Origin of the sequence: Actinacidiphila sp. bgisy160, assembly GCF_965342435.1 — a bacterium.
In the GTDB taxonomy this organism is placed as follows: Bacteria; Actinomycetota; Actinomycetes; order Streptomycetales; family Streptomycetaceae; genus Actinacidiphila.
In genome coordinates, this window is record NZ_CBDRCM010000002.1 from 73126 (window position 1) to 91070 (window position 17945).

The following is a 17945-nucleotide window of genomic DNA, read 5'->3' on the forward strand; positions in this document are numbered from 1 at the left end:
TTGCACCTCACGTGGCGTGAGGCCGGAGGGTGTGGTCATGAACACGAGCACGGGCTACCCGGTCGGGCAGGTGGCGGGTTTCGCCGGCGTGACCGTCCGCACGCTGCACCACTACGACGAGATCGGGCTGCTCTCGCCCAGCGCCCGCAGCCACGCGGGCCACCGGCGCTACAGCGACGCCGACCTCGACCGGCTGCAGCAGATCCTGTTCTACCGGGAGCTCGGCTTTCCCCTGGACCAGGTGGCGGTCCTCCTCGACGACCCGAACGCGGACCCGCGGGAGCACCTGCGGCGCCAGCACGAGCTGCTGACCGCGCGGATCGGGAAGCTGACGGAGATGGCCGACGCCGTCCAACGAGCCATGGAGGCACGCACAATGGGCATCAACCTCACGCCCGAGGAGAAGTTCGAGGTGTTCGGGGACTACGACCCCGACCGGCACGCCGAGGAGACCCGGGAGCGCTGGGGCGACACCGAGGCGTACGAGCAGTCGCAACGCCGCGCCGCCTCCTACACCAAGGAGGACTGGCTGCGGATCAAGGCCGAGCAGGAGGACTGGGGCGCCCGGCTGGTCGCGCTCCGTGAGACCGGCGCCCCGGCGGACGGTGAGGCCGCGATGGACCTGGCCGAGGAGCACCGGCGCTTCATCGTGGACCACTACTACGACTGCTCGTACGAGATCCACACCGGTCTCGCCGAGATGTACCTGGCCGATCCGCGATTCAACGCCTACTACGAGTCGATCGCGCCGGGCACCGCCCGGTACGTTCACGACGCGATCATGGCCAACGCTAGGCGTGCCGGGGCGTGATCACCGCGGCCGTGCCGTAGGCGCACACCTCGGTGCCGACGTCGGCGGCCTCGCTGACGTCGAAGCGCATCATCAGCACCGCGTTGGCGCCGCGCGACTGCGCCTGCTCCACCAGCCGCTCCATCGCCTGGGTGCGGGTCTGGGCCAGGGTCTTGGTGAGCCCCTTCAGCTCGCCGCCGACCAGGGATTTCAGGCCCGCGCCGATCTGGCTGCCCAGATGGCGGGAGCGCACGGTGAGGCCGAAGACCTCACCGATCACCCGTTCCACCCGGTAGCCCGGCACGTCGTTCGTGGTGACCACCAGGACGGCGGACTGGGGCGACTGTCCGCCGCCGTACTCGTCGAGACCCATACCGGCATCGTCGTCCCGTCCGCCGCCGGTCGCAGCCTCAGTACTCCAGGTGCGGTGCGCGGTCCGGGGCCGGGCAGATCCGGTGGCCCGCGTGGTCGAAGACGTACAGGTGGGCGATGTCGACCAGCAGCGGCACGTGCTGGCCGGGGCGGAGCCGCAGGTCGGGCCCGGTGCGGACGACCAGGTCGCCGCCCCCGGTGGCGGGCCGCTCGGCCTCCGGCCGCTGGACCGGAGGGTCCAGCACGGCTGTCTGGCCCGCGCCGGAGACCCGCGTCGCGGCCTTCTGCACCAGCCGGCCGAGGCCGGCCGGGCCGCCCTGCCGGGCCGCAGCCCGGGAGCGCTGCCGCGCGGTGCCCGGACGGGCGGACTCCAGTTCGGGCACGACGGCCGGTCGGGCGCCGGTGCCGAGGTGCACCAGCGACTCGTGGCCCTGGTACTCCACGTGCTCCACCACACCGCTCAGCACCACCTCGCCGGGCCGCGCGCTGCTCGGCCGGTCGATGCGCACGGCCTCCGAGCGCAGGCCGACGATGACCGGCCGGCCCTGCTGGATACGGAGCATCTGGTGGTCCCTGCTCAGCGGCTGGGGGAGGACCAGCCGCTGCCGTCCGAGGTCGATCCACATCGCACCGTCCAGCGGGGCCACCACGGTCGCCTCCACGAGGTTGATCCGCGGGGTGCCGATGAAGGCGGCCACGAAGACGTTCTGCGGCAGGTGGTACGCCTCGCGCGGGGGGCTCACCTGCTGCAGCACGCCGTTGCGCATGATCGCCACGCGGTCGCCCAGCGACATCGCCTCGGCCTGGTCGTGGGTGACGTACACCGTCGTCACGCCCATGCCGCGGGTCAGCCGGGCGATCTCGGCGCGCAGGTGCGAGCGGAGCTTGGCGTCGAGGTTGGACAGCGGCTCGTCCATCAGGAAGACGGAAGGGTGCCGCGAGATGGCCCGGCCCATCGCGACCCGCTGCCGCTCGCCGCCGGAGAGCTGGCCCGGGTAGCGGTCGAGGATGTCCTCGATGCCCAGGGTCCGCGCGGTCTCGGTGACCCGGGGGCCGGTGTCCTGCCCGGGCCTCTCGAAGCGCAGCGGGAAGCCGATGTTCTCCCGGCTGGTCATGCTCGGGTAGAGGGCGAAGTTCTGGAAGACCATGGCCATCTTGCGGTCGCCCGGTGCCAGGTCGTTGGCGTATTCGCCGTCCAGGAGCAGTTCGCCGGAGGTGATGTCCTCCAGGCCCGCGATCATGCGCAGGACCGTGGACTTGCCGCACCCGGAGGGGCCGAGCAGCACCAGGAACTCGCCGGGGGCGATGTCCAGGCAGAAGCGGTCCACGGCGCGTACGCCGCGGCCGTAGGTCTTCGAGACGTCGTGCAGGGAGATGGCGCGAGTCATGTGGGTTCCGCCGGATCGTGATGATTCAGGAGTGACGGGCGACTTGCGGTGGTGCACGGTGAAACGCTTGGGAGGACCGTAGCCGAGCGTTGCCGGGCTGGGAACGGTTCGGTCACGACCACGTTGATACTTTTGGCGCGTGACGACTCTCGCCCTGGGCCCGCAATGGCTCGACCCCGATTACCTCATCTCGTCCGCGGGCCTGATCGGCCTGCTGGCGATCGTCTTCGCCGAGTCGGGTCTGCTCATCGGTTTCTTCCTGCCGGGTGACTCCCTGCTCTTCACCGGCGGCCTGCTGGTCGCGGGCGGCCGGCTGGACTGGCCGGTCTGGTCGGTGTGCCTGCTGGTCTGGATCGCGGCCGTCGCCGGCGACCAGGTGGGCTACCTCTTCGGCCGCAAGGTCGGGCCCTCGCTGTTCCGGCGTCCGGACTCCAGGCTCTTCAAGCAGGAGAACGTCGAGAAGGCCCACGAGTTCTTCGAGCGGCACGGCGCCAAGTCGATCGTGCTCGCCCGCTTCGTGCCGATCGTGCGGACCTTCACTCCGGTCATCGCCGGCGTCAGCCGCATGAACTACCGCGTCTTCGTGACGTACAACATCATCGGCGGCCTGCTGTGGGGTGTCGGTGTCACGCTGCTCGGCTACTGGCTGGGCCAGATCGGTTTCGTCCACCGGCACATCGAGCTGATCCTCGTCGGCATCGTGCTCCTGTCGGTCGTCCCGATCGCGATCGAGTTCCTGCGCGCCCGCGCGGCGTCCAGGAAGGCCGGGCCGCTGCCCGCGACCCACGCCGAAGCCGAAGCCGACGCCGGCCAGCCCCCGCTCCAGCGGGGTCCGGGCGGGCGGCACCGCGCGAACCGCCGTTAGCCGACGGAGGGAGTGGGCAGTCGTTCCGCTGTGCCAGGGGGGAGGGTGCCCGCACCCTCCCCCCTGGCACACCCGCACCCGTACGCGGTCACGTACCGAAAGGAGGATCCCCGTGGCGCACCCCGAGGAGCCCGAGCAGCCGGCCGGCGGCTCGGAGTTCACACCGCCCCTGGGCGTGGAACTGCCCAGGCCCGAGCCGCAGGGCTCCGCCTTCGCCCGCCCGGAGACCCGGACCTCCCCGCAGCTGGCCCACCCGGCCTTCACGCCCCCCGAGGGCGTTCCGGTCATCAGCCTCTCCAAGGAGACCCCGTGGCCCGACCGGATGCGCACGATGCTGCGCATGCCCGTCGGCGAGCGCCCGGCCCCCGAGCAGCCCGCCCGGCGGCCGGAGGCGGAGGGCGGCCCACCGGTCCCGCGCGTGCTCGACCTGACGCTGCGCATCGGTGAGTTGCTGCTCGCCGGCGGCGAGGGCGCGGAGGACGTCGAGGCCGCCATGCTCGGCGTTGCCCACGCCTACGGGCTCGGACGGGTCGAGCCGACCGTGACGTTCACCCTGCTGGGCATCTCGTACCAGCCCTCGCTGGTGGACGCGCCGGTCACCGCCAACCGCACGGTGCGCCGACGGGCCACCGACTACACCCGTCTCGCGGCCGTCTTCCGGCTGATCAACGACATCACCGCGGCCGACCTCACCCTGGAGGACGCCTACCGGCGGCTCGCCGGGATCCGCCGCAACCGGCACCCGTACCCGGGCCGGCTGCTGACCGCGGCGGCCGGGCTCCTCGCGGGCGCCGCGAGCATGCTGGTCGGCGGCGGCGGTCCGCTGGTGTTCGCGATCGCCGCGCTCGGCGCGATGCTGGGCGACCGGCTGGCCTGGGTGTGCGCCGGCCGCGGGCTGCCGGAGTTCTACCAGTTCGTCGCCGCGGCGATGCCCGCCGCCGTGATGGGGGTGCTGGTCGCCCGGTTCGGCCAGCACCTGCCCGGTACGAGCACCCTGCAGGCCTCCGCGGTCATCACCGGTGGGCTCTTCGCGCTGATCCCGGGAAGGGCCCTGGTGGCGGCCGTCCAGGACGGCCTGACCGGCTTCTACATCACCGCCTCCGCGCGCCTGCTGGAGGTGATGTACCTCTTCACCGGCATCGTCGTCGGCGTGACGCTGGTCCTCTACGCCGGGGTCAGCCTGGGCGCCGGACTTGACCCCGACAAGGCCTTCCGGGCCTACGAGAACCCGCCGGTGCAACTGGTGGCCGCGATGGTGCTGAGCCTCGCCTTCGCCGTGCTGCTGCAGTGCGAGCGCGGCGTGCTGGTGATCGCCGCCCTCAACGGCGGTGTCGCCTGGACGGTCTACGCGGCGCTGCACCAGGAGCGGATCGGCATCGGCATGTCGCCGGTCGCGGCCACCGCCGTCGCCGCCGGTCTGGTGGGCCTCTTCGGCCAGGTGCTCTCCCGCTACCGCCGGGCCTCCGCGCTGCCGTACGTCACGGCCGCCATCGGCCCGCTGCTGCCGGGTTCCGCGACGTACTTCGGGCTCCTCGGGCTGACCCGCGGTCACCTGGACCAGGGATTCGCCTCGCTGACGAAGGCGGCGGCGCTCGCGCTCGCCGTGGCCATCGGGGTGAACCTGGGAGGCGAGATCGCGCGGTTGTTCATCAAGCTGCCCGGTGGGGCCGACCAGGCACGACGCCGCGCGGCGGCCAAGCGAACCCGCGGTTTCTGAGCCGTCCGGCCCCCGTCGCCTCGCCGCCCGGCCGTCGTGCGGGCAACCTGCTGTTAACTGTCCGTATCGTGGTCGTAGTTGACTGTAATCGGTTTTAGGGGTTTCACTTCACCAACTGGAGTCCGTTCCTGGGCAAACCCCGACCTTCCGGAGGCATGGAGCCTTGGCTGACGAGCACCTGAGCGCGCTGGACCTCGCCTTCTGGAACCTGGACTCGCCGGGTCATCCCATGCACCTGGGCGCGGTCGCCGTCTTCGACCGCGACCCGCAGCGCCCGGTCGACGCCGACGGGCTCGCCGCGCTGCTCACCGCCCGCGCCGAGGCGGTACCGCGGATGCGGCAGCGCGTGAAGGACGTCTGGTACGGCGTCGGCGGCGCCGCCTGGGCGGCCGACGCGTACTTCGACGCCCGGCGCCACGTCCACGCCGTACGGCGGGCCGACGCCCGGGGCGCCGTGGCCGATCTGATGTCCCGCCCCATGGACCGCCACCGGCCGCCGTGGGAGGTCTACGTCATCGAGGGCGCCCCCGACGCGCCCTTCCACGTCCTGGTCAAGCTGCACCACGCCCTGGCCGACGGTCTGCGCGCCGTCGAGTTCGGCGCCGCCCTCCTCGACCAGGGGGCCCGCCCTCCGGCGCCCACCGCCGCGGCTCCGGCGCCCACCGCCGCGGCTCCGGCGCCGCGGGCCGGAGCCGAGGCGGCCCTGCCGGCCCAGGTCCGGGGCCCCGGCATCCACCTGCCGGGGCTGCCGCTGCCCGATCCCCGGCAGGTCGTCGCCTCCCTGCCGGACCGGGTGCGCGAGGCCGGGCGCGCCCTGGGCATCGGCTCGGCCGTGCTGCGTGCCTCCCTCGACCCCGGCGGGCCCGCCGCGCTGGGCGCGGCCTGGACACCCGGGGGCGGCGCCGAGCGCCGCTTCGCCACCGCCTCGCTCGACGTCGACGACCTGCACCAGGTCCGCAAGACCAGCGGCGGGACCGTCAACGACGTGGTCATGGCCGTCGTCGCCGGCGCCCTGCGGCGCTGGATGCAGGCCCGTGGCGACGACCCGGCGGGTCCGGGCCCACGCGCCCTGATCCCGGTGGCGCGGCGCCGCCGCAGGGGCGTGCGCGGCGGCCGGGGCAACCGCATCTCCGGCTACCTGCTGCGGCTACCGGTCGGCGAGCCCGATCCGCTCGCCCGGCTGCGCGACGTGCGCGCCGGCATGGACCGCAACAAGGACGCCGGACCCGACTCCGGCCCCGGCGCCGTCGCGCTGCTGGCCGACAGCGTGCCGCCGCTCGCGCACCGCTTCGCCGCGCCGCTGCTCGCCGCCTCGGCGCGGCTGCTGTTCGACGTGCTGGTCACCAACGTGCCGATGCTCGACGTGCCGCTCACCCTGGACGGCTGCCGTATGGCGGAGCTCTACCCGATCGCCCCGCTCGCCCGCGGCCAGTCGCTGGCGATCGCCCTCTCCACGTACCGTCGCCGGGTCCACATCGGGCTGCTCGCGGACGCGGAGTCCCTGCCGGACGCCGACACGCTCGCCGCGGCCCTGCACGGTGCGCTGGCCGAACTGCTCGACGCCTGCGGGTGAGGCCGCCGGACACGCGGGAGGGCGGCCCGCCCCGGCAGGGGAGGTGCCGCCCTCGTGGCTGCGCCGGCCGGCGGGGTCAGTGACCGCCGTGCTCCTTCAGGCGCTTGTAGGACGCCTCGATCTCGGCCTCGGCCTCGGCGCGGCCCACCCAGTTGGCGCCCTCGACGGACTTGCCGGGCTCGAGGTCCTTGTAGACCTCGAAGAAGTGCTGGATCTCCAGGCGGTCGAACTCGGAGACGTGGTGAATGTCACGCAGGTGCTCGACCCGCGGGTCCGAGGCGGGCACGCACAGCAGCTTGTCGTCGCCGCCGGCCTCGTCCGTCATGCGGAACATGCCGATCGCGCGGCAGCGCACGATGACGCCGGGGAAGGTCGGCTCGTCGAGCAGCACCAGGGCGTCCAGCGGGTCGCCGTCCTCGCCGAGGGTGTTCTCCACGAAGCCGTAGTCCGCCGGGTAGACCGTCGAGGTGAACAGGTGCCGGTCCAGGCGGATACGACCGGTCTCGTGGTCCACCTCGTACTTGTTGCGGGAACCCTTCGGGATCTCGATCGTTACGTCGAACTCGAGCACAGCCTGTCCTCCATGATCAGCACATACTTCTGGTGATTAAGTGTCTCCCACGCTTGTGTGTGGTCGCGAAAGGGGCTGGTCCGGGGTGCCCGTTCCGAAGAACTGGCAGGTGGTGGCAGGGTCGGCTGCCGCAGGATTTGCCGTGGCGCTGACGGCTGTGGCCGCAGCGGGACCGTGGGAGTCAGGCCAGCGTACGGCCGAACGGGCGATCGCCGCCTCCCGGGACGGTCAGGGGGAGCAGGCGCGTCCCCACAAGAAGGGCGGCGGGGGCGGCCACAAGGGGGCGGTCGCCCCGGTCCCGCCCGCCGCCCCCGAGGTGCTCACCGCCGTGTCCGGGCCGCACAGCACGCCGGTGCCGACCACGTCCGGACTGGCCGGACGGCTCGGCCCGTTGCTGCACGACGGCGGGCTCGGCGCGGTGACGACGGGCGCGGTCGTGGACGCCGTGTCGGGGCGGACCGTGTGGGGGCAGAGCCCCGGTACGCCCGCCGTCCCCGCCTCCACCACGAAGGTCGCCACCGCCGTCGCGTCCCTGTCGCTGCTCGGGGCCGACCACCGGCTCACCACCTCGGTGGTCGCCGCGGGCAAGGACCGTGTCGTCCTGGTCGGCGGCGGCGACCCCACCCTGACCGCCCGCGCGAAGCCCGGCGGCGGCTGGACCGCGGCCTCCCTGCGCACCCTCGCCTCCGACACCGCCCGCGCGCTGCGCGCCAAGGGTGTCCGCTCGGTGCAGCTCACCTACGACACCTCGCTCTTCACCGGCCCGGCCGTCCACCCCATCGGGCACAACGACAACATCGCGCCCGTCACCGCGCTGATGGCCGACGAGGGCCGCAGCGACGGCAAGAGCTTCAAGGGCCCCGTCGCCCGCCAGTGGGACCCGGCGGCATCCGCGGCGTCGGTCTTCGCGGACCTGCTGCGGGGGCGCGGCATCAAGGTCGTCGGCGCGGTGAAGTCCGGCAAGGCGCCCGCCCGCACGCGCGCGGCCGACCTGCTGGCGGAGGTGCGGTCCGCACCCCTGGCCGACCTGGTCGAGCGCATGCTCACCAACAGCGACAACGACATCGCCGAGGCGCTCGCCCGGCACACCGCCCTCGCCGCGGACCGCCCGGGTTCCTTCTCCGGCGGCGCCAGGGCCATCGGCTCCGCGCTCCGCGAACTCGGGCTCCCGCTGAAGGGGGCCCGCTTCGCGGACGGCAGCGGGCTCAGCCGCGCCGACCACCTCACGGCGGAGCAACTGGCGGGGATGCTCGCGCTGGCGGCCGACCCCGACCACCCGGAGCTGCGCCCCGTCCTCACCGGGCTGCCGGTCGCCGGCTTCACCGGGTCGCTGCGGGAACGCTTCACCTCCGCGGGCGGGGCCGCGGGGCTGGTCCGCGGGAAGACGGGGACGCTCACCGGGGTCAACGCGCTCGCCGGGACGGTGGTCGACGCGGACGGCCGGCTGCTCACGTTCGCCTTCCTGACCAACGGCACGACCAACCCCGTGGCCGCGCAGTCCGCCCTCGACCGCCTCGCCGCCGAACTCGCCACGTGCGGCTGCCGCAAGTAGCCGGAACCGGTCGGCACCCCCCACGGCGGCGCCGCGGCTGCGCGGTACCGCGGGTCTCGTCGGCGTGGGCACGCCGGTGGGTGGGGTTGCGCCGGCCCTGGCTACCGCCGGGGGCGCCCCCGGCCTCCGGCGAGCGGCCGACCCGCAACCCGGTTCGCGGCCCGCGCCCCGGCGGGGAACGCTCCCGGGGAAGGGGACAAGCACGTACCGTGAAGGAATGACGAGCATCGGTGGTGCGGAGATGGTCGACTGGAATCTCGCGGTCGCGACCGCGACCCGCTTCGTGCGGCCCGGACCGGACGTGAGCCGGGACGAGGCGCGCGCGGTCGTTGCGGAACTGCGGCGGCACGCAAAGGAGTCGGAGGCGCACGTCCGGGCCTTCACCAGGATGTTCGGCGACCGGGAGGACCCGGCCGAGACCGGGACCCCGGTGCTGATCGTGGACCGCCCGGGGTGGATCAAGGCGAACGTGGCCGGCTTCCGCGAAGTGCTGAAGCCGCTGCTGGACAAGATGCAGGCCCGCAAGCCGGGTGGCCCCGGCGGTGCGGTGCTGGGCACCGTCGGCGGGAAGGTGACCGGCGTCGAGGTCGGGATGCTGCTGAGCTTCCTGGCCTCGCGCGTGCTAGGCCAGTACGAGACCTTCGCCCCCGCGAGCCGTGACATGCCGGCCGGTCCCGCCGCGCCCGGCCCGGGCGAGCCGCGCACCGGGCGGCTCCTGCTGGTGGCCCCCAACATCGTCCACGTGGAGCGCGAACTCGACGTGGACCCACACGACTTCCGGCTGTGGGTGTGTCTGCACGAGGAGACCCACCGCACCCAGTTCACGGCCGTGCCCTGGCTGCGGGACCACATCGAGCAGGAGATCCAGGCCTTCCTCGGCGAGACCGAGATCGACCCGTCGGCGCTGATCGAGCGGCTCCGCGAGGCGTTCCAGTCGTTCTCCACCGGCAGCCGGCCCGATGTGGAGGAGGCGTCGGTCGACGCGGACGGCGACGAGGGCCGCAGTCTGATCGACCTCGTGCAGACCCCGAACCAGCGGGAGATCCTGGGACGGCTGACCGCGGTCATGTCGCTGCTGGAGGGGCACGCCGACTACGTGATGGACGGCGTGGGCCCGGACGTCGTGCCGTCCGTGGCGGAGATCCGGGAGAAGTTCCAGCGCCGCAGGCAGAGCGGTGCCGGGCGGCTGGACATGGCGCTGCGCAAGCTGCTGGGGCTGGACGCCAAGCTGCGGCAGTACCGTGACGGCGAGCGCTTCGTGCGGACCGTGGTGGACGAGGCCGGGATGGAAGGCTTCAACCGGATCTGGACCTCGCCCAACACCCTCCCCACCAAGCAGGAGATCGCCAAACCCGCGGACTGGGTGGCGCGGGTGCACAGGCGGAGTGAAACCTGAGTCGCCCCGGGGCACAGCGGGCCCCGGGCCTCCCGGTTCACCCGTCCGAGGGACCGTGGGCGCAGGGTAAGCGTGCGATGCTCGAGTATCGCACGCTGTCTGTCACCATCTAGCTACCCTGCGTCATCTTCACCGTCCCGACGCCTCCCCCAGCCTCTCCAGGAGGGAAACCGGACATGGGTCCCCACCCCGCGGTCGCGGCGATACGCCTGGCGGTCCGCCGCGTACTCCAGGACGTCCTGACCGACCACCCCGGCGGCAGCCCGCTCGTGCTGGCCGCCTGCAGCGGCGGAGCCGATTCGATGGCCCTCGCCACCGCCCTCGCCTTCGAAGCGCCCAAGCTCGGCATCCGGGCCGGTGGCGTCACCGTCGACCACGGCCTGCAGGACGGCTCGTCGGCCCGCGCCGTCGACGTGGCCGACCGCCTGCGCGGTCTCGGACTCGACCCGGTGGACGCCGTGGCGGTCACCGTGGGCCGCCAGGGCGGTCCGGAGGCCGCCGCGCGCGACGCCCGGTACGCGGCGCTCGACACCGTCGCGGAGCGCGCCGGCGCCGCCGCCGTGCTGCTCGGGCACACCCGTGACGACCAGGCCGAAACGGTGCTGCTGGGGCTCGCCCGCGGCTCCGGCATCCGGTCGCTGTCCGGCATGCCCGCCGTCAACGGGCGCTACCGCCGTCCCTTCCTGCTGCTGGACCGTGACACCGTCCGCAAGGCCTGCCTGGTGCAGGGCATCGACGTGTGGGAGGACCCGCACAACCACGACCCCGCCTACACCCGCTCCCGGGTCCGCCACGAGGCGCTGCCGGTGCTGGAGAAGTCCCTGGGCAAGGGCGTCGTGGAGGCGCTGGCCCGCACCGCCCAGCTCTCCCGGGACGACGCGGACGCCCTCGACCAGTGGGCGGCCCAGGCCGAGCGGACGGCCCTGGACGCCGACGGCGGGCTGGACGTCGCGCGGCTGCTGACCCTCCCCGCCGCCGTGCGCCGCCGGGTGCTGCGCCGGGCGGCCGTCGCGGCGGGCTCACCCGCCGGTTCGCTCTTCGCCCGGCACGTCGAGGAGACCGACCGCCTGCTCACCGCCTGGCGCGGTCAGAAGCCGCTCAACCTCCCGGGCGGCGTCGTCGTCGGCCGGCGCAATGGCAGACTGTTCTTCCAGGCCCTGTAGACCGAGCCGGAAGTTGTGCGGGTGAACGAGAACGACATGGGCACCGACCTCGAGAAGGTGCTCGTCTCCAAGCAAGAGATCGACGACAAGCTGGCGGAGCTGGCTGCGCAGATCGACAAGGACTACGAGGGCAAGGACCTCCTCATCGTCGGCGTCCTCAAGGGCGCCGTCATGGTGATGGCGGACCTCGCGCGCACCCTGTCCTCCCAGGTCACCATGGACTGGATGGCGGTGTCCTCGTACGGTGCCGGGACCAAGTCCTCGGGTGTCGTGCGCATCCTCAAGGACCTGGACACCGACATCGCCGGCCGGGACGTCCTGATCGTCGAGGACATCATCGACTCCGGACTGACCCTGTCCTGGCTGATCAGCAACCTGGGCTCGCGCCGTCCGGCCTCGCTCGAGGTCTGCACGCTGCTGCGCAAGCCGGACGCCGCCAAGGTGGAGATCGACGTGAAGTACGTCGGCTTCGACATCCCCAACGAGTTCGTGGTCGGCTACGGCCTGGACTTCGCGGAGAAGTACCGGAACCTGCCGTTCATCGGCACCCTTGCGCCGCACGTGTACGGCGGCTGAGGCTCCGGGAACCCCGACGCCCTCCTTCACGTTGGAGGGTGGGAACGTTGTTTGTTTACGGTCTCCGGCGACTTCGGGTGACAATGCTGGGGTACCGTCCGAAGGTCGGTTCATACACCGGATGCACCGGCGGCCCCCAGGCCGAGGTGCCTCACTGTGGCAGGAGGGACGGGGCGAGATCGCCCCGCATGGATGGACGTGAAGCGCTATTTCCGTGGGCCAGTCATGTGGATCGTGCTGGCTGTCCTCGCCGTGGTCGTCTTGATGCAGGTCGTCGGTTCGTCCGGTGGCTACAAGACGGTGGACACCGGCCAGGCCATCGAGGCCATCAACAGCAACCAGGCCAAGTCCGCCGAGCTGACCACCGGCGACGAGAACACGATCAAGGTCGAGCTCAAGGACGGCGCCAAGGTAGGCGGCAAGGACCTGGGCTCCAAGATCAAGGCGAGCTACATCGGCGACCAGGGCGTCGACGTGGCCAAGATCCTGCAGGCCAAGGTCGACGACGGCGACAAGAGCACGCTGCCCGACGGTTACACCGTCGCGCCCTCGAAGCAGAACGCCTTCGTCGGCATCCTGCTGTCGCTGCTGCCCTTCGTCCTCATCGTCGTGGTCTTCCTGTTCCTGATGAACCAGATGCAGGGCGGCGGCTCCCGGGTGATGAACTTCGGGAAGTCCAAGGCCAAGCTGATCACCAAGGACACCCCGAAGACCACCTTCGCGGACGTCGCGGGTTCGGACGAGGCCGTCGAGGAGCTCCAGGAGATCAAGGAGTTCCTGCAGGAGCCGGCGAAGTTCCAGGCCGTGGGCGCCAAGATCCCCAAGGGTGTGCTGCTCTACGGCCCGCCCGGAACGGGCAAGACCCTGCTCGCGCGCGCCGTCGCCGGTGAGGCGGGCGTCCCGTTCTACTCGATCTCCGGTTCCGACTTCGTCGAGATGTTCGTGGGTGTCGGCGCCTCGCGTGTCCGCGACCTGTTCGAGCAGGCCAAGGCGAACGCCCCCGCCATCGTCTTCGTCGACGAGATCGACGCCGTCGGCCGGCACCGCGGCGCGGGCCTCGGCGGCGGTCACGACGAGCGCGAGCAGACGCTGAACCAGCTGCTGGTCGAGATGGACGGCTTCGACGTCAAGGGCGGGGTCATCCTGATCGCCGCCACCAACCGTCCGGACATCCTGGACCCGGCGCTGCTGCGTCCGGGCCGGTTCGACCGGCAGATCGCCGTCGACCGCCCCGACCTGCAGGGCCGCCTGGAGATCCTCCAGGTCCACCAGAAGGGCAAGCCGGTCGCCCCGGACGTCGACCTCAAGGCCGTCGCCCGCCGCACCCCCGGCTTCACCGGCGCGGACCTGGCGAACGTCCTCAACGAGGCGGCGCTGCTCACCGCGCGCAGCGACAAGAAGCTGGTCGACAACGCGATGCTGGACGAGGCCATCGACCGCGTCGTGGCCGGCCCGCAGAAGCGCACCCGGATCATGTCCGACAAGGAGAAGAAGATCACGGCGTACCACGAGGGCGGTCACGCCCTGGTCGCCGCGGCTTCTCCGAACAGCGACCCGGTCCACAAGATCACGATCTTGTCCCGCGGCCGTGCCCTCGGTTACACGATGGTCCTGCCGGACGAGGACAAGTACTCCACCACCCGCAACGAGATGCTCGACCGGCTGGCCATGACCATGGGCGGCCGCGCGGCGGAGGAGCTGGTCTTCCACGACCCGACCACCGGTGCGGCGGACGACATCGAGAAGGCCACCGCCACGGCCCGCGCGATGGTGACCCAGTACGGCATGACCGAGCGGCTGGGCGCGATCAAGTTCGGCACGAGCGACTCCGAGCCCTTCCTCGGCCGTGAGATGTCGCACCAGCGCGACTACTCGGAAGAGGTCGCCGGGCTGGTCGACGAAGAGGTCAAGAAGCTCATCGAGACCGCGCACAACGAGGCGTGGGAGATCCTCGTCGAGAACCGCGACGTCCTCGACAACCTGGTTCTGGCCCTCCTGGAGAAGGAGACGCTGAACAAGGAGGAGATCGCCGAGATCTTCAAGCCGATCGTCAAGCGCCCGCCGCGTCCGGCCTGGACGGGATCCTCGCGGCGTACGCCGTCGACCCGCCCGCCGGTGCTCTCGCCCCGTGAGCTCGCCCTGACCAACGGCACCCAGCCGACGGCCAACGGCAGTGCCACGGCGTCCCTGAGCAAGCCCGCCGAGACGGTGGGGCTCCCGGAGGAGCCGAACCCCGAGGCCTGACGCCTGCGACGTGGCCTTGGTCACGGACATCGGAATGCGTACCGCGCCCCCCAGGTTTCCTATCCTGGGGGGCGCTGTGTTTCCGCGGTTCCCCGCGGTCCACGCATTCGGCACGTCTGAGGAACGAGGCACACATGACCGACCCGGTGACCCTTGATGGCGATCTGCGCCCCGTCGGGGAGTTCGACGAGAAGCGTGCCGAGAACGCGATCCGTGAGCTGCTGATCGCGGTCGGGGAGGACCCCGACCGCGAGGGACTGCGGGAGACCCCCGCACGGGTGGCGCGGGCGTACCGGGAGATCTTCGCCGGGCTGTACCAGGAGCCGGAGGACGTCCTGACGACCACCTTCGACCTCGGCCACGACGAGATGGTGCTGGTCAAGGACATCGAGGTGCTGTCGAGCTGCGAGCACCACCTGGTGCCGTTCGTGGGCGTCGCCCACGTCGGCTACATCCCCTCGGTGGACGGCAAGATCACCGGCCTGTCGAAGCTGGCCCGTCTCGTCGACGTCTTCGCCCGCCGCCCGCAGGTGCAGGAGCGGCTCACCACGCAGATCGCGGACTCGTTGATGCGGATACTCGAACCGCGCGGCGTGATCGTGGTCATCGAGTGCGAGCACATGTGCATGACGATGCGCGGGGTCCGCAAGCCCGGCGCGAAGACCATCACCTCGGCGGTGCGGGGTCAGCTGCGCGATTCCGCGACCCGCGCCGAGGCGATGAGCCTGATCATGGCCCAGTGACCTGAAGGGCCGACGTCACCAGGCCCCCCATTGCACGTGTGCCGCGGTTCCCGTCCTACCGGTGGTTCCGGATCGAGTCGCTGTACCGGTTCAACGCCTGGTTCCAGCCGGAGTGACTACCGCGCTTCCTGGTCCTCCGGGCCACCGGGGACCTGCCCCGGATCGGCCTGGCGGCCATGCGGGCCGAGGGATTCGTCACCCTGGCCCTCCCCGCGTGGGCCTCACGGCGCCTGTGGAGAGCCGCCCGCTCTAGGCTGGCCCCATGGGTACGATGCGCGGCCACGTGGCCGGATTGCCGTCCTGGGACCGGTGCGCGGTCATGGGCGTGGTGAACGTCACGCCGGACTCGTTCTCGGATGGCGGCGAGTGGTTCGACACGGAGCTCGCGGTGAAGCACGGCCTGGACCTCGTCGCGGCCGGTGCCGACCTGGTGGACGTCGGCGGTGAGTCGACCCGTCCGGGCGCGGCGCGGGTGGACGAGGCGGAGGAACTGCGCCGGGTGGTCCCGGTCGTCCGCGAGCTGGCCGACGCCGGGGTCGTGGTGAGCGTCGACACGATGCGGGCCACGGTCGCGGAGAAGGCGGTCGAGGCGGGCGCGGCCCTGGTCAACGACGTCAGCGGCGGACTGGCGGACCCGGCGATGATCCCGGTGGTCGCGGCGACGGGCAGCCCGTTCATCGTGATGCACTGGCGCGGCCAGAGCATCGACATGAACAACCGGGCGGTCTACCAGGACGTCGTGGGCGAGGTCACCACCGAGCTGCGGCGCAGCTTCGACCACGCGGTGGCGGGCGGCATCGACCCGGAGCGGATCGTCCTCGACCCGGGGCTGGGCTTCGCGAAGAACGCCGAGCACGACCTGACCCTGATCGCCCACGTCGAGGACCTGCTGGCCCTCGGCCGCCCGCTGCTGATCGCGGCCTCCCGCAAGCGGTTCCTCGGCCGCGTGCTGGCCGGCGAGGGCGGCGATCCGCCCCCGGCCAGGGACCGTGACGCCGCCACGGCCGCCGTCACCGCCATCGTGGCGGGCCGCGGCGCATGGGCGGTCCGGGTGCACGAGGTGCACGACAGTGCCGACGCCGTACGGGTCGCGCGGGCCCTGGAGAGGGCGGCACGGTGAGCGACGCACGCGAGGCCGCCGGGCCGCGGGTGACGACGATGCCCGCGGCGGGGTGCCGAGCGGGCGGAGAAGCGAACGGGGGCGGCACGGTGAGCGACGCACGCGAGGCCGCCGGGCCGCGGGTGACGACGATGCCCGCGGCGGGGTGCCGAGCGGGCGGAGAAGCGAACGGGGGAACGCGATGACGCCGCGTACGGCCGAGGCCGCCCGGGTCGAGCAGGCCAACCAGGCGTTCTACGACGCCGTGGAGCGGTCCGACCTGGACGCGCTGGAGGAGCTGGTGCTGACCGGGCCGCTGGCGGAGACGGTGTCCGTGGTGCACCCGGGGTGGCCGGTGCTGCGGGGGCGCCGCGAGGTGATGCGCTCGTACGCCCTGATCATGGCGAACACCGAGTACATCCAGTTCTTCCTCACCGACGTGGAGGTGGCGGTCGACGGGAACACGGCCCTGGTGACCTGCACCGAGAACATCCTCACCGGCGGCCCCGCCGAGGAGGAGGGCGAGATGGGCTCGCTCGTGGGCGGTCTGGTGGTCGCCACGAATGTGTTTCGGCGCACACCGGAGGGCTGGCGGCTGTGGGTGCACCACGGCTCCCCGGTGATGGCCGACGGGGTTGACGAGGCCGCCGCGGAGGACGCCGACAACGGCGGCGAGGGGTCAGCCTGAGGCCTTCTGACCACTCGTTCGAGCCAAGAAGTGGTGAGAACCGGTGAAGGCCGGAGTAGGCCGTTCCGTCCCCGGGTAAGCGCGGTGCGGTCGGCCGCCTCGGTGCCCGGTACCGGGGACTGTCGGCGGTCGAAGGTAGATTCGAGTAAGGGCGGTGCGGCTCTCCCCTCCCGCTGGGCGGGTGGACCGCGCCCGCCCGTCCGTTCGACGACCAGCGGGAGTGAATCGTGGATCGTGTCGCGCTGCGCGGCCTGAAGGCCCGCGGGCACCACGGCGTGTTCGAGCACGAGCGCCGCGAGGGCCAGGACTTCTTCGTGGACCTCGTCCTCGGCCTGGACACCGCCCCCGCCGCCGCCACGGACGACCTGACCAGGACCGTGCACTACGGCATCGTGGCCGAGGAGGTCACCGCCGTCGTCGAGGGCGAGCCCGTGGACCTGATCGAGACCTTGGCCCAGCGGATCGCGGACCAGGTCCTCAAGCACGACCTGGTCCAGGAGGTGGAGGTCACCGTGCACAAGCCGCAGGCCCCGATCACCGTCCCGTTCGCCGATGTGTCCGTCACCATCACCCGGAGGCGCCCGTGAGCTACGACCCCACCGTGCAGCCGGTCCCGGCCTCCGTCGTCGCGCAGGTCGACGCCGCGGACTCGACGCTGCAGAATCCGAAGTTCGCCGTCATCTCGCTGGGCAGCAACCTCGGCAACCGCCTGGAGACGCTGCAGGGCGCCGTGGACGCCCTTGAAGACACCCCGGGGGTCCGGGTCAAGAAGGTCTCCCCGGTGTACGAGACCGAGCCCTGGGGCGTCGAGCCGGGCTCCCAGCCGAACTACTTCAACGCGGTCGTCCTGATCAGGACGACGCTGCCGCCGTCCTCGCTGCTGGAGCGCGGCCGGGCGATCGAGGACGCCTTCGCCCGGACCCGCACCGAGCGCTGGGGCGCGCGCACCATCGACGTCGACATCGTCGCCTACCAGGGCGTCGTCTCCGACGACCCGGAGCTGACGCTGCCCCATCCGCGGGCACACCAGCGGGCCTTCGTGCTGGCGCCGTGGCTCGACGTCGACCCCGCCGCCGAGCTGCCGGGCCAGGGTCCGGTGGCCGGTCTGCTGGCGAGCGTGGGCCGGGAGAGCGTGTGGGCCCGGGGCGACGTGGAACTCAGGCTGCCGGAGTAATCGTTACGATCTCGTCGGTACGTTCGTCGATGTG

17 protein-coding genes and 1 pseudogene are annotated in these 17945 nt (G+C 72.1%); 15 read left to right on the plus strand and 3 right to left on the minus strand.

The genetic code is table 11. The features are described from left to right. Window positions 1-37: 37 nt before the first annotated feature. Window positions 38-811 carry a MerR family transcriptional regulator gene (locus ACRWNP_RS02970; protein WP_431959291.1) on the plus strand — a complete coding sequence of 258 codons (774 nt, stop codon included), beginning with the start codon at window positions 38-40 and terminating at the stop codon, window positions 809-811. Here ACRWNP_RS02970 and ACRWNP_RS02975 read toward each other — a convergent pair. Next, complete coding sequence (locus ACRWNP_RS02975; RefSeq protein WP_431959292.1) at window positions 792-1163, minus strand: YbjQ family protein; 372 nt, start codon at window positions 1161-1163, stop codon at window positions 792-794. The two genes, ACRWNP_RS02970 and ACRWNP_RS02975, sit on opposite strands and share 20 nt — an antisense overlap. 37 nt (window positions 1164-1200) lie before the next feature. Next, entirely contained in the window at window positions 1201-2550 is a 1350-nt protein-coding gene (locus ACRWNP_RS02980) for an ABC transporter ATP-binding protein (protein ID WP_431959293.1), read from the minus strand. Window positions 2551-2689: 139 nt separating this feature from the next. On the opposite strand from ACRWNP_RS02980, the gene ACRWNP_RS02985 reads away from it, so the two are divergent. From ACRWNP_RS02985 to ACRWNP_RS02995, 3 genes are all read left to right on the plus strand, one after another. Next, window positions 2690-3415: a DedA family protein gene (locus tag ACRWNP_RS02985; RefSeq protein ID WP_431959294.1), complete on the plus strand. Its 726-nt coding sequence runs from the start codon at window positions 2690-2692 to the stop codon at window positions 3413-3415. A gap of 112 nt (window positions 3416-3527) precedes the next feature. Next, window positions 3528-5132 carry a threonine/serine ThrE exporter family protein gene (locus ACRWNP_RS02990; RefSeq protein ID WP_431959295.1) on the plus strand — a complete coding sequence of 535 codons (1605 nt, stop codon included), beginning with the start codon at window positions 3528-3530 and terminating at the stop codon, window positions 5130-5132. A 163-nt stretch (window positions 5133-5295) separates the two neighbouring features. Further along, the gene (locus tag ACRWNP_RS02995; protein WP_431959296.1) at window positions 5296-6705 is read left to right on the plus strand and encodes a wax ester/triacylglycerol synthase family O-acyltransferase; all 1410 of its coding nucleotides are present in this window, start codon (window positions 5296-5298) and stop codon (window positions 6703-6705) included. A gap of 76 nt (window positions 6706-6781) precedes the next feature. On the opposite strand, the gene ACRWNP_RS03000 is transcribed toward ACRWNP_RS02995, so the two are convergent. After that, window positions 6782-7276 (minus strand): inorganic diphosphatase, encoded by a 495-nt coding sequence (locus ACRWNP_RS03000; protein WP_431959297.1) that lies wholly within the window; start codon window positions 7274-7276, stop codon window positions 6782-6784. Between the two features lie 142 nt (window positions 7277-7418). Between ACRWNP_RS03000 and dacB the strand changes: the two genes are divergently transcribed. The 11 genes and pseudogenes from dacB to folK all read left to right on the plus strand — a co-directional run bounded on the left by dacB (window position 7419) and on the right by folK (window position 17911). Continuing rightward, window positions 7419-8828, plus strand: a complete 1410-nt coding sequence (gene dacB, locus ACRWNP_RS03005; RefSeq protein ID WP_431959298.1) for a D-alanyl-D-alanine carboxypeptidase/D-alanyl-D-alanine endopeptidase — start codon at window positions 7419-7421, stop codon at window positions 8826-8828. A gap of 217 nt (window positions 8829-9045) precedes the next feature. Beyond that, on the plus strand, window positions 9046-10224 hold the full coding sequence (locus ACRWNP_RS03010; RefSeq protein ID WP_431959299.1) for a zinc-dependent metalloprotease: 1179 nt from the start codon (window positions 9046-9048) through the stop codon (window positions 10222-10224). 176 nt (window positions 10225-10400) lie between these two features. Next, entirely contained in the window at window positions 10401-11387 is a 987-nt protein-coding gene (tilS, locus tag ACRWNP_RS03015) for a tRNA lysidine(34) synthetase TilS (RefSeq protein WP_431959300.1), read from the plus strand. Window positions 11388-11423: 36 nt separating this feature from the next. After that, complete coding sequence (gene hpt / locus ACRWNP_RS03020; RefSeq protein ID WP_431959593.1) at window positions 11424-11963, plus strand: hypoxanthine phosphoribosyltransferase; 540 nt, start codon at window positions 11424-11426, stop codon at window positions 11961-11963. A gap of 192 nt (window positions 11964-12155) precedes the next feature. Further along, complete coding sequence (gene ftsH, locus ACRWNP_RS03025) at window positions 12156-14207, plus strand: ATP-dependent zinc metalloprotease FtsH (RefSeq protein ID WP_431959301.1); 2052 nt, start codon at window positions 12156-12158, stop codon at window positions 14205-14207. Between the two features lie 134 nt (window positions 14208-14341). Continuing rightward, a complete protein-coding gene (gene folE, locus ACRWNP_RS03030; protein WP_431959303.1) occupies window positions 14342-14950 on the plus strand; it encodes a GTP cyclohydrolase I FolE in 609 nt (202 codons plus the stop codon). Window positions 14951-15009: 59 nt separating this feature from the next. After that, window positions 15010-15282 (plus strand): annotated as a pseudogene (locus ACRWNP_RS03035) (phosphatidylglycerol lysyltransferase domain-containing protein); the annotation flags it as partial. Next, the gene (gene folP / locus ACRWNP_RS03040) at window positions 15213-16070 is read left to right on the plus strand and encodes a dihydropteroate synthase (RefSeq protein WP_431959304.1); all 858 of its coding nucleotides are present in this window, start codon (window positions 15213-15215) and stop codon (window positions 16068-16070) included. The pseudogene ACRWNP_RS03035 and the gene folP, both read left to right, overlap by 70 nt. Before the next feature lie 181 nt (window positions 16071-16251). Beyond that, the gene (locus ACRWNP_RS03045; protein WP_431959305.1) at window positions 16252-16737 is read left to right on the plus strand and encodes a nuclear transport factor 2 family protein; all 486 of its coding nucleotides are present in this window, start codon (window positions 16252-16254) and stop codon (window positions 16735-16737) included. Window positions 16738-16964: 227 nt separating this feature from the next. Beyond that, window positions 16965-17324, plus strand: a complete 360-nt coding sequence (gene folB, locus ACRWNP_RS03050) for a dihydroneopterin aldolase (protein WP_018558516.1) — start codon at window positions 16965-16967, stop codon at window positions 17322-17324. Further along, entirely contained in the window at window positions 17321-17911 is a 591-nt protein-coding gene (gene folK / locus ACRWNP_RS03055; protein WP_431959307.1) for a 2-amino-4-hydroxy-6-hydroxymethyldihydropteridine diphosphokinase, read from the plus strand. The genes folB and folK overlap by 4 nt, the downstream gene beginning before the upstream one ends. The last annotated feature ends 34 nt before the right edge of the window (window positions 17912-17945 follow it).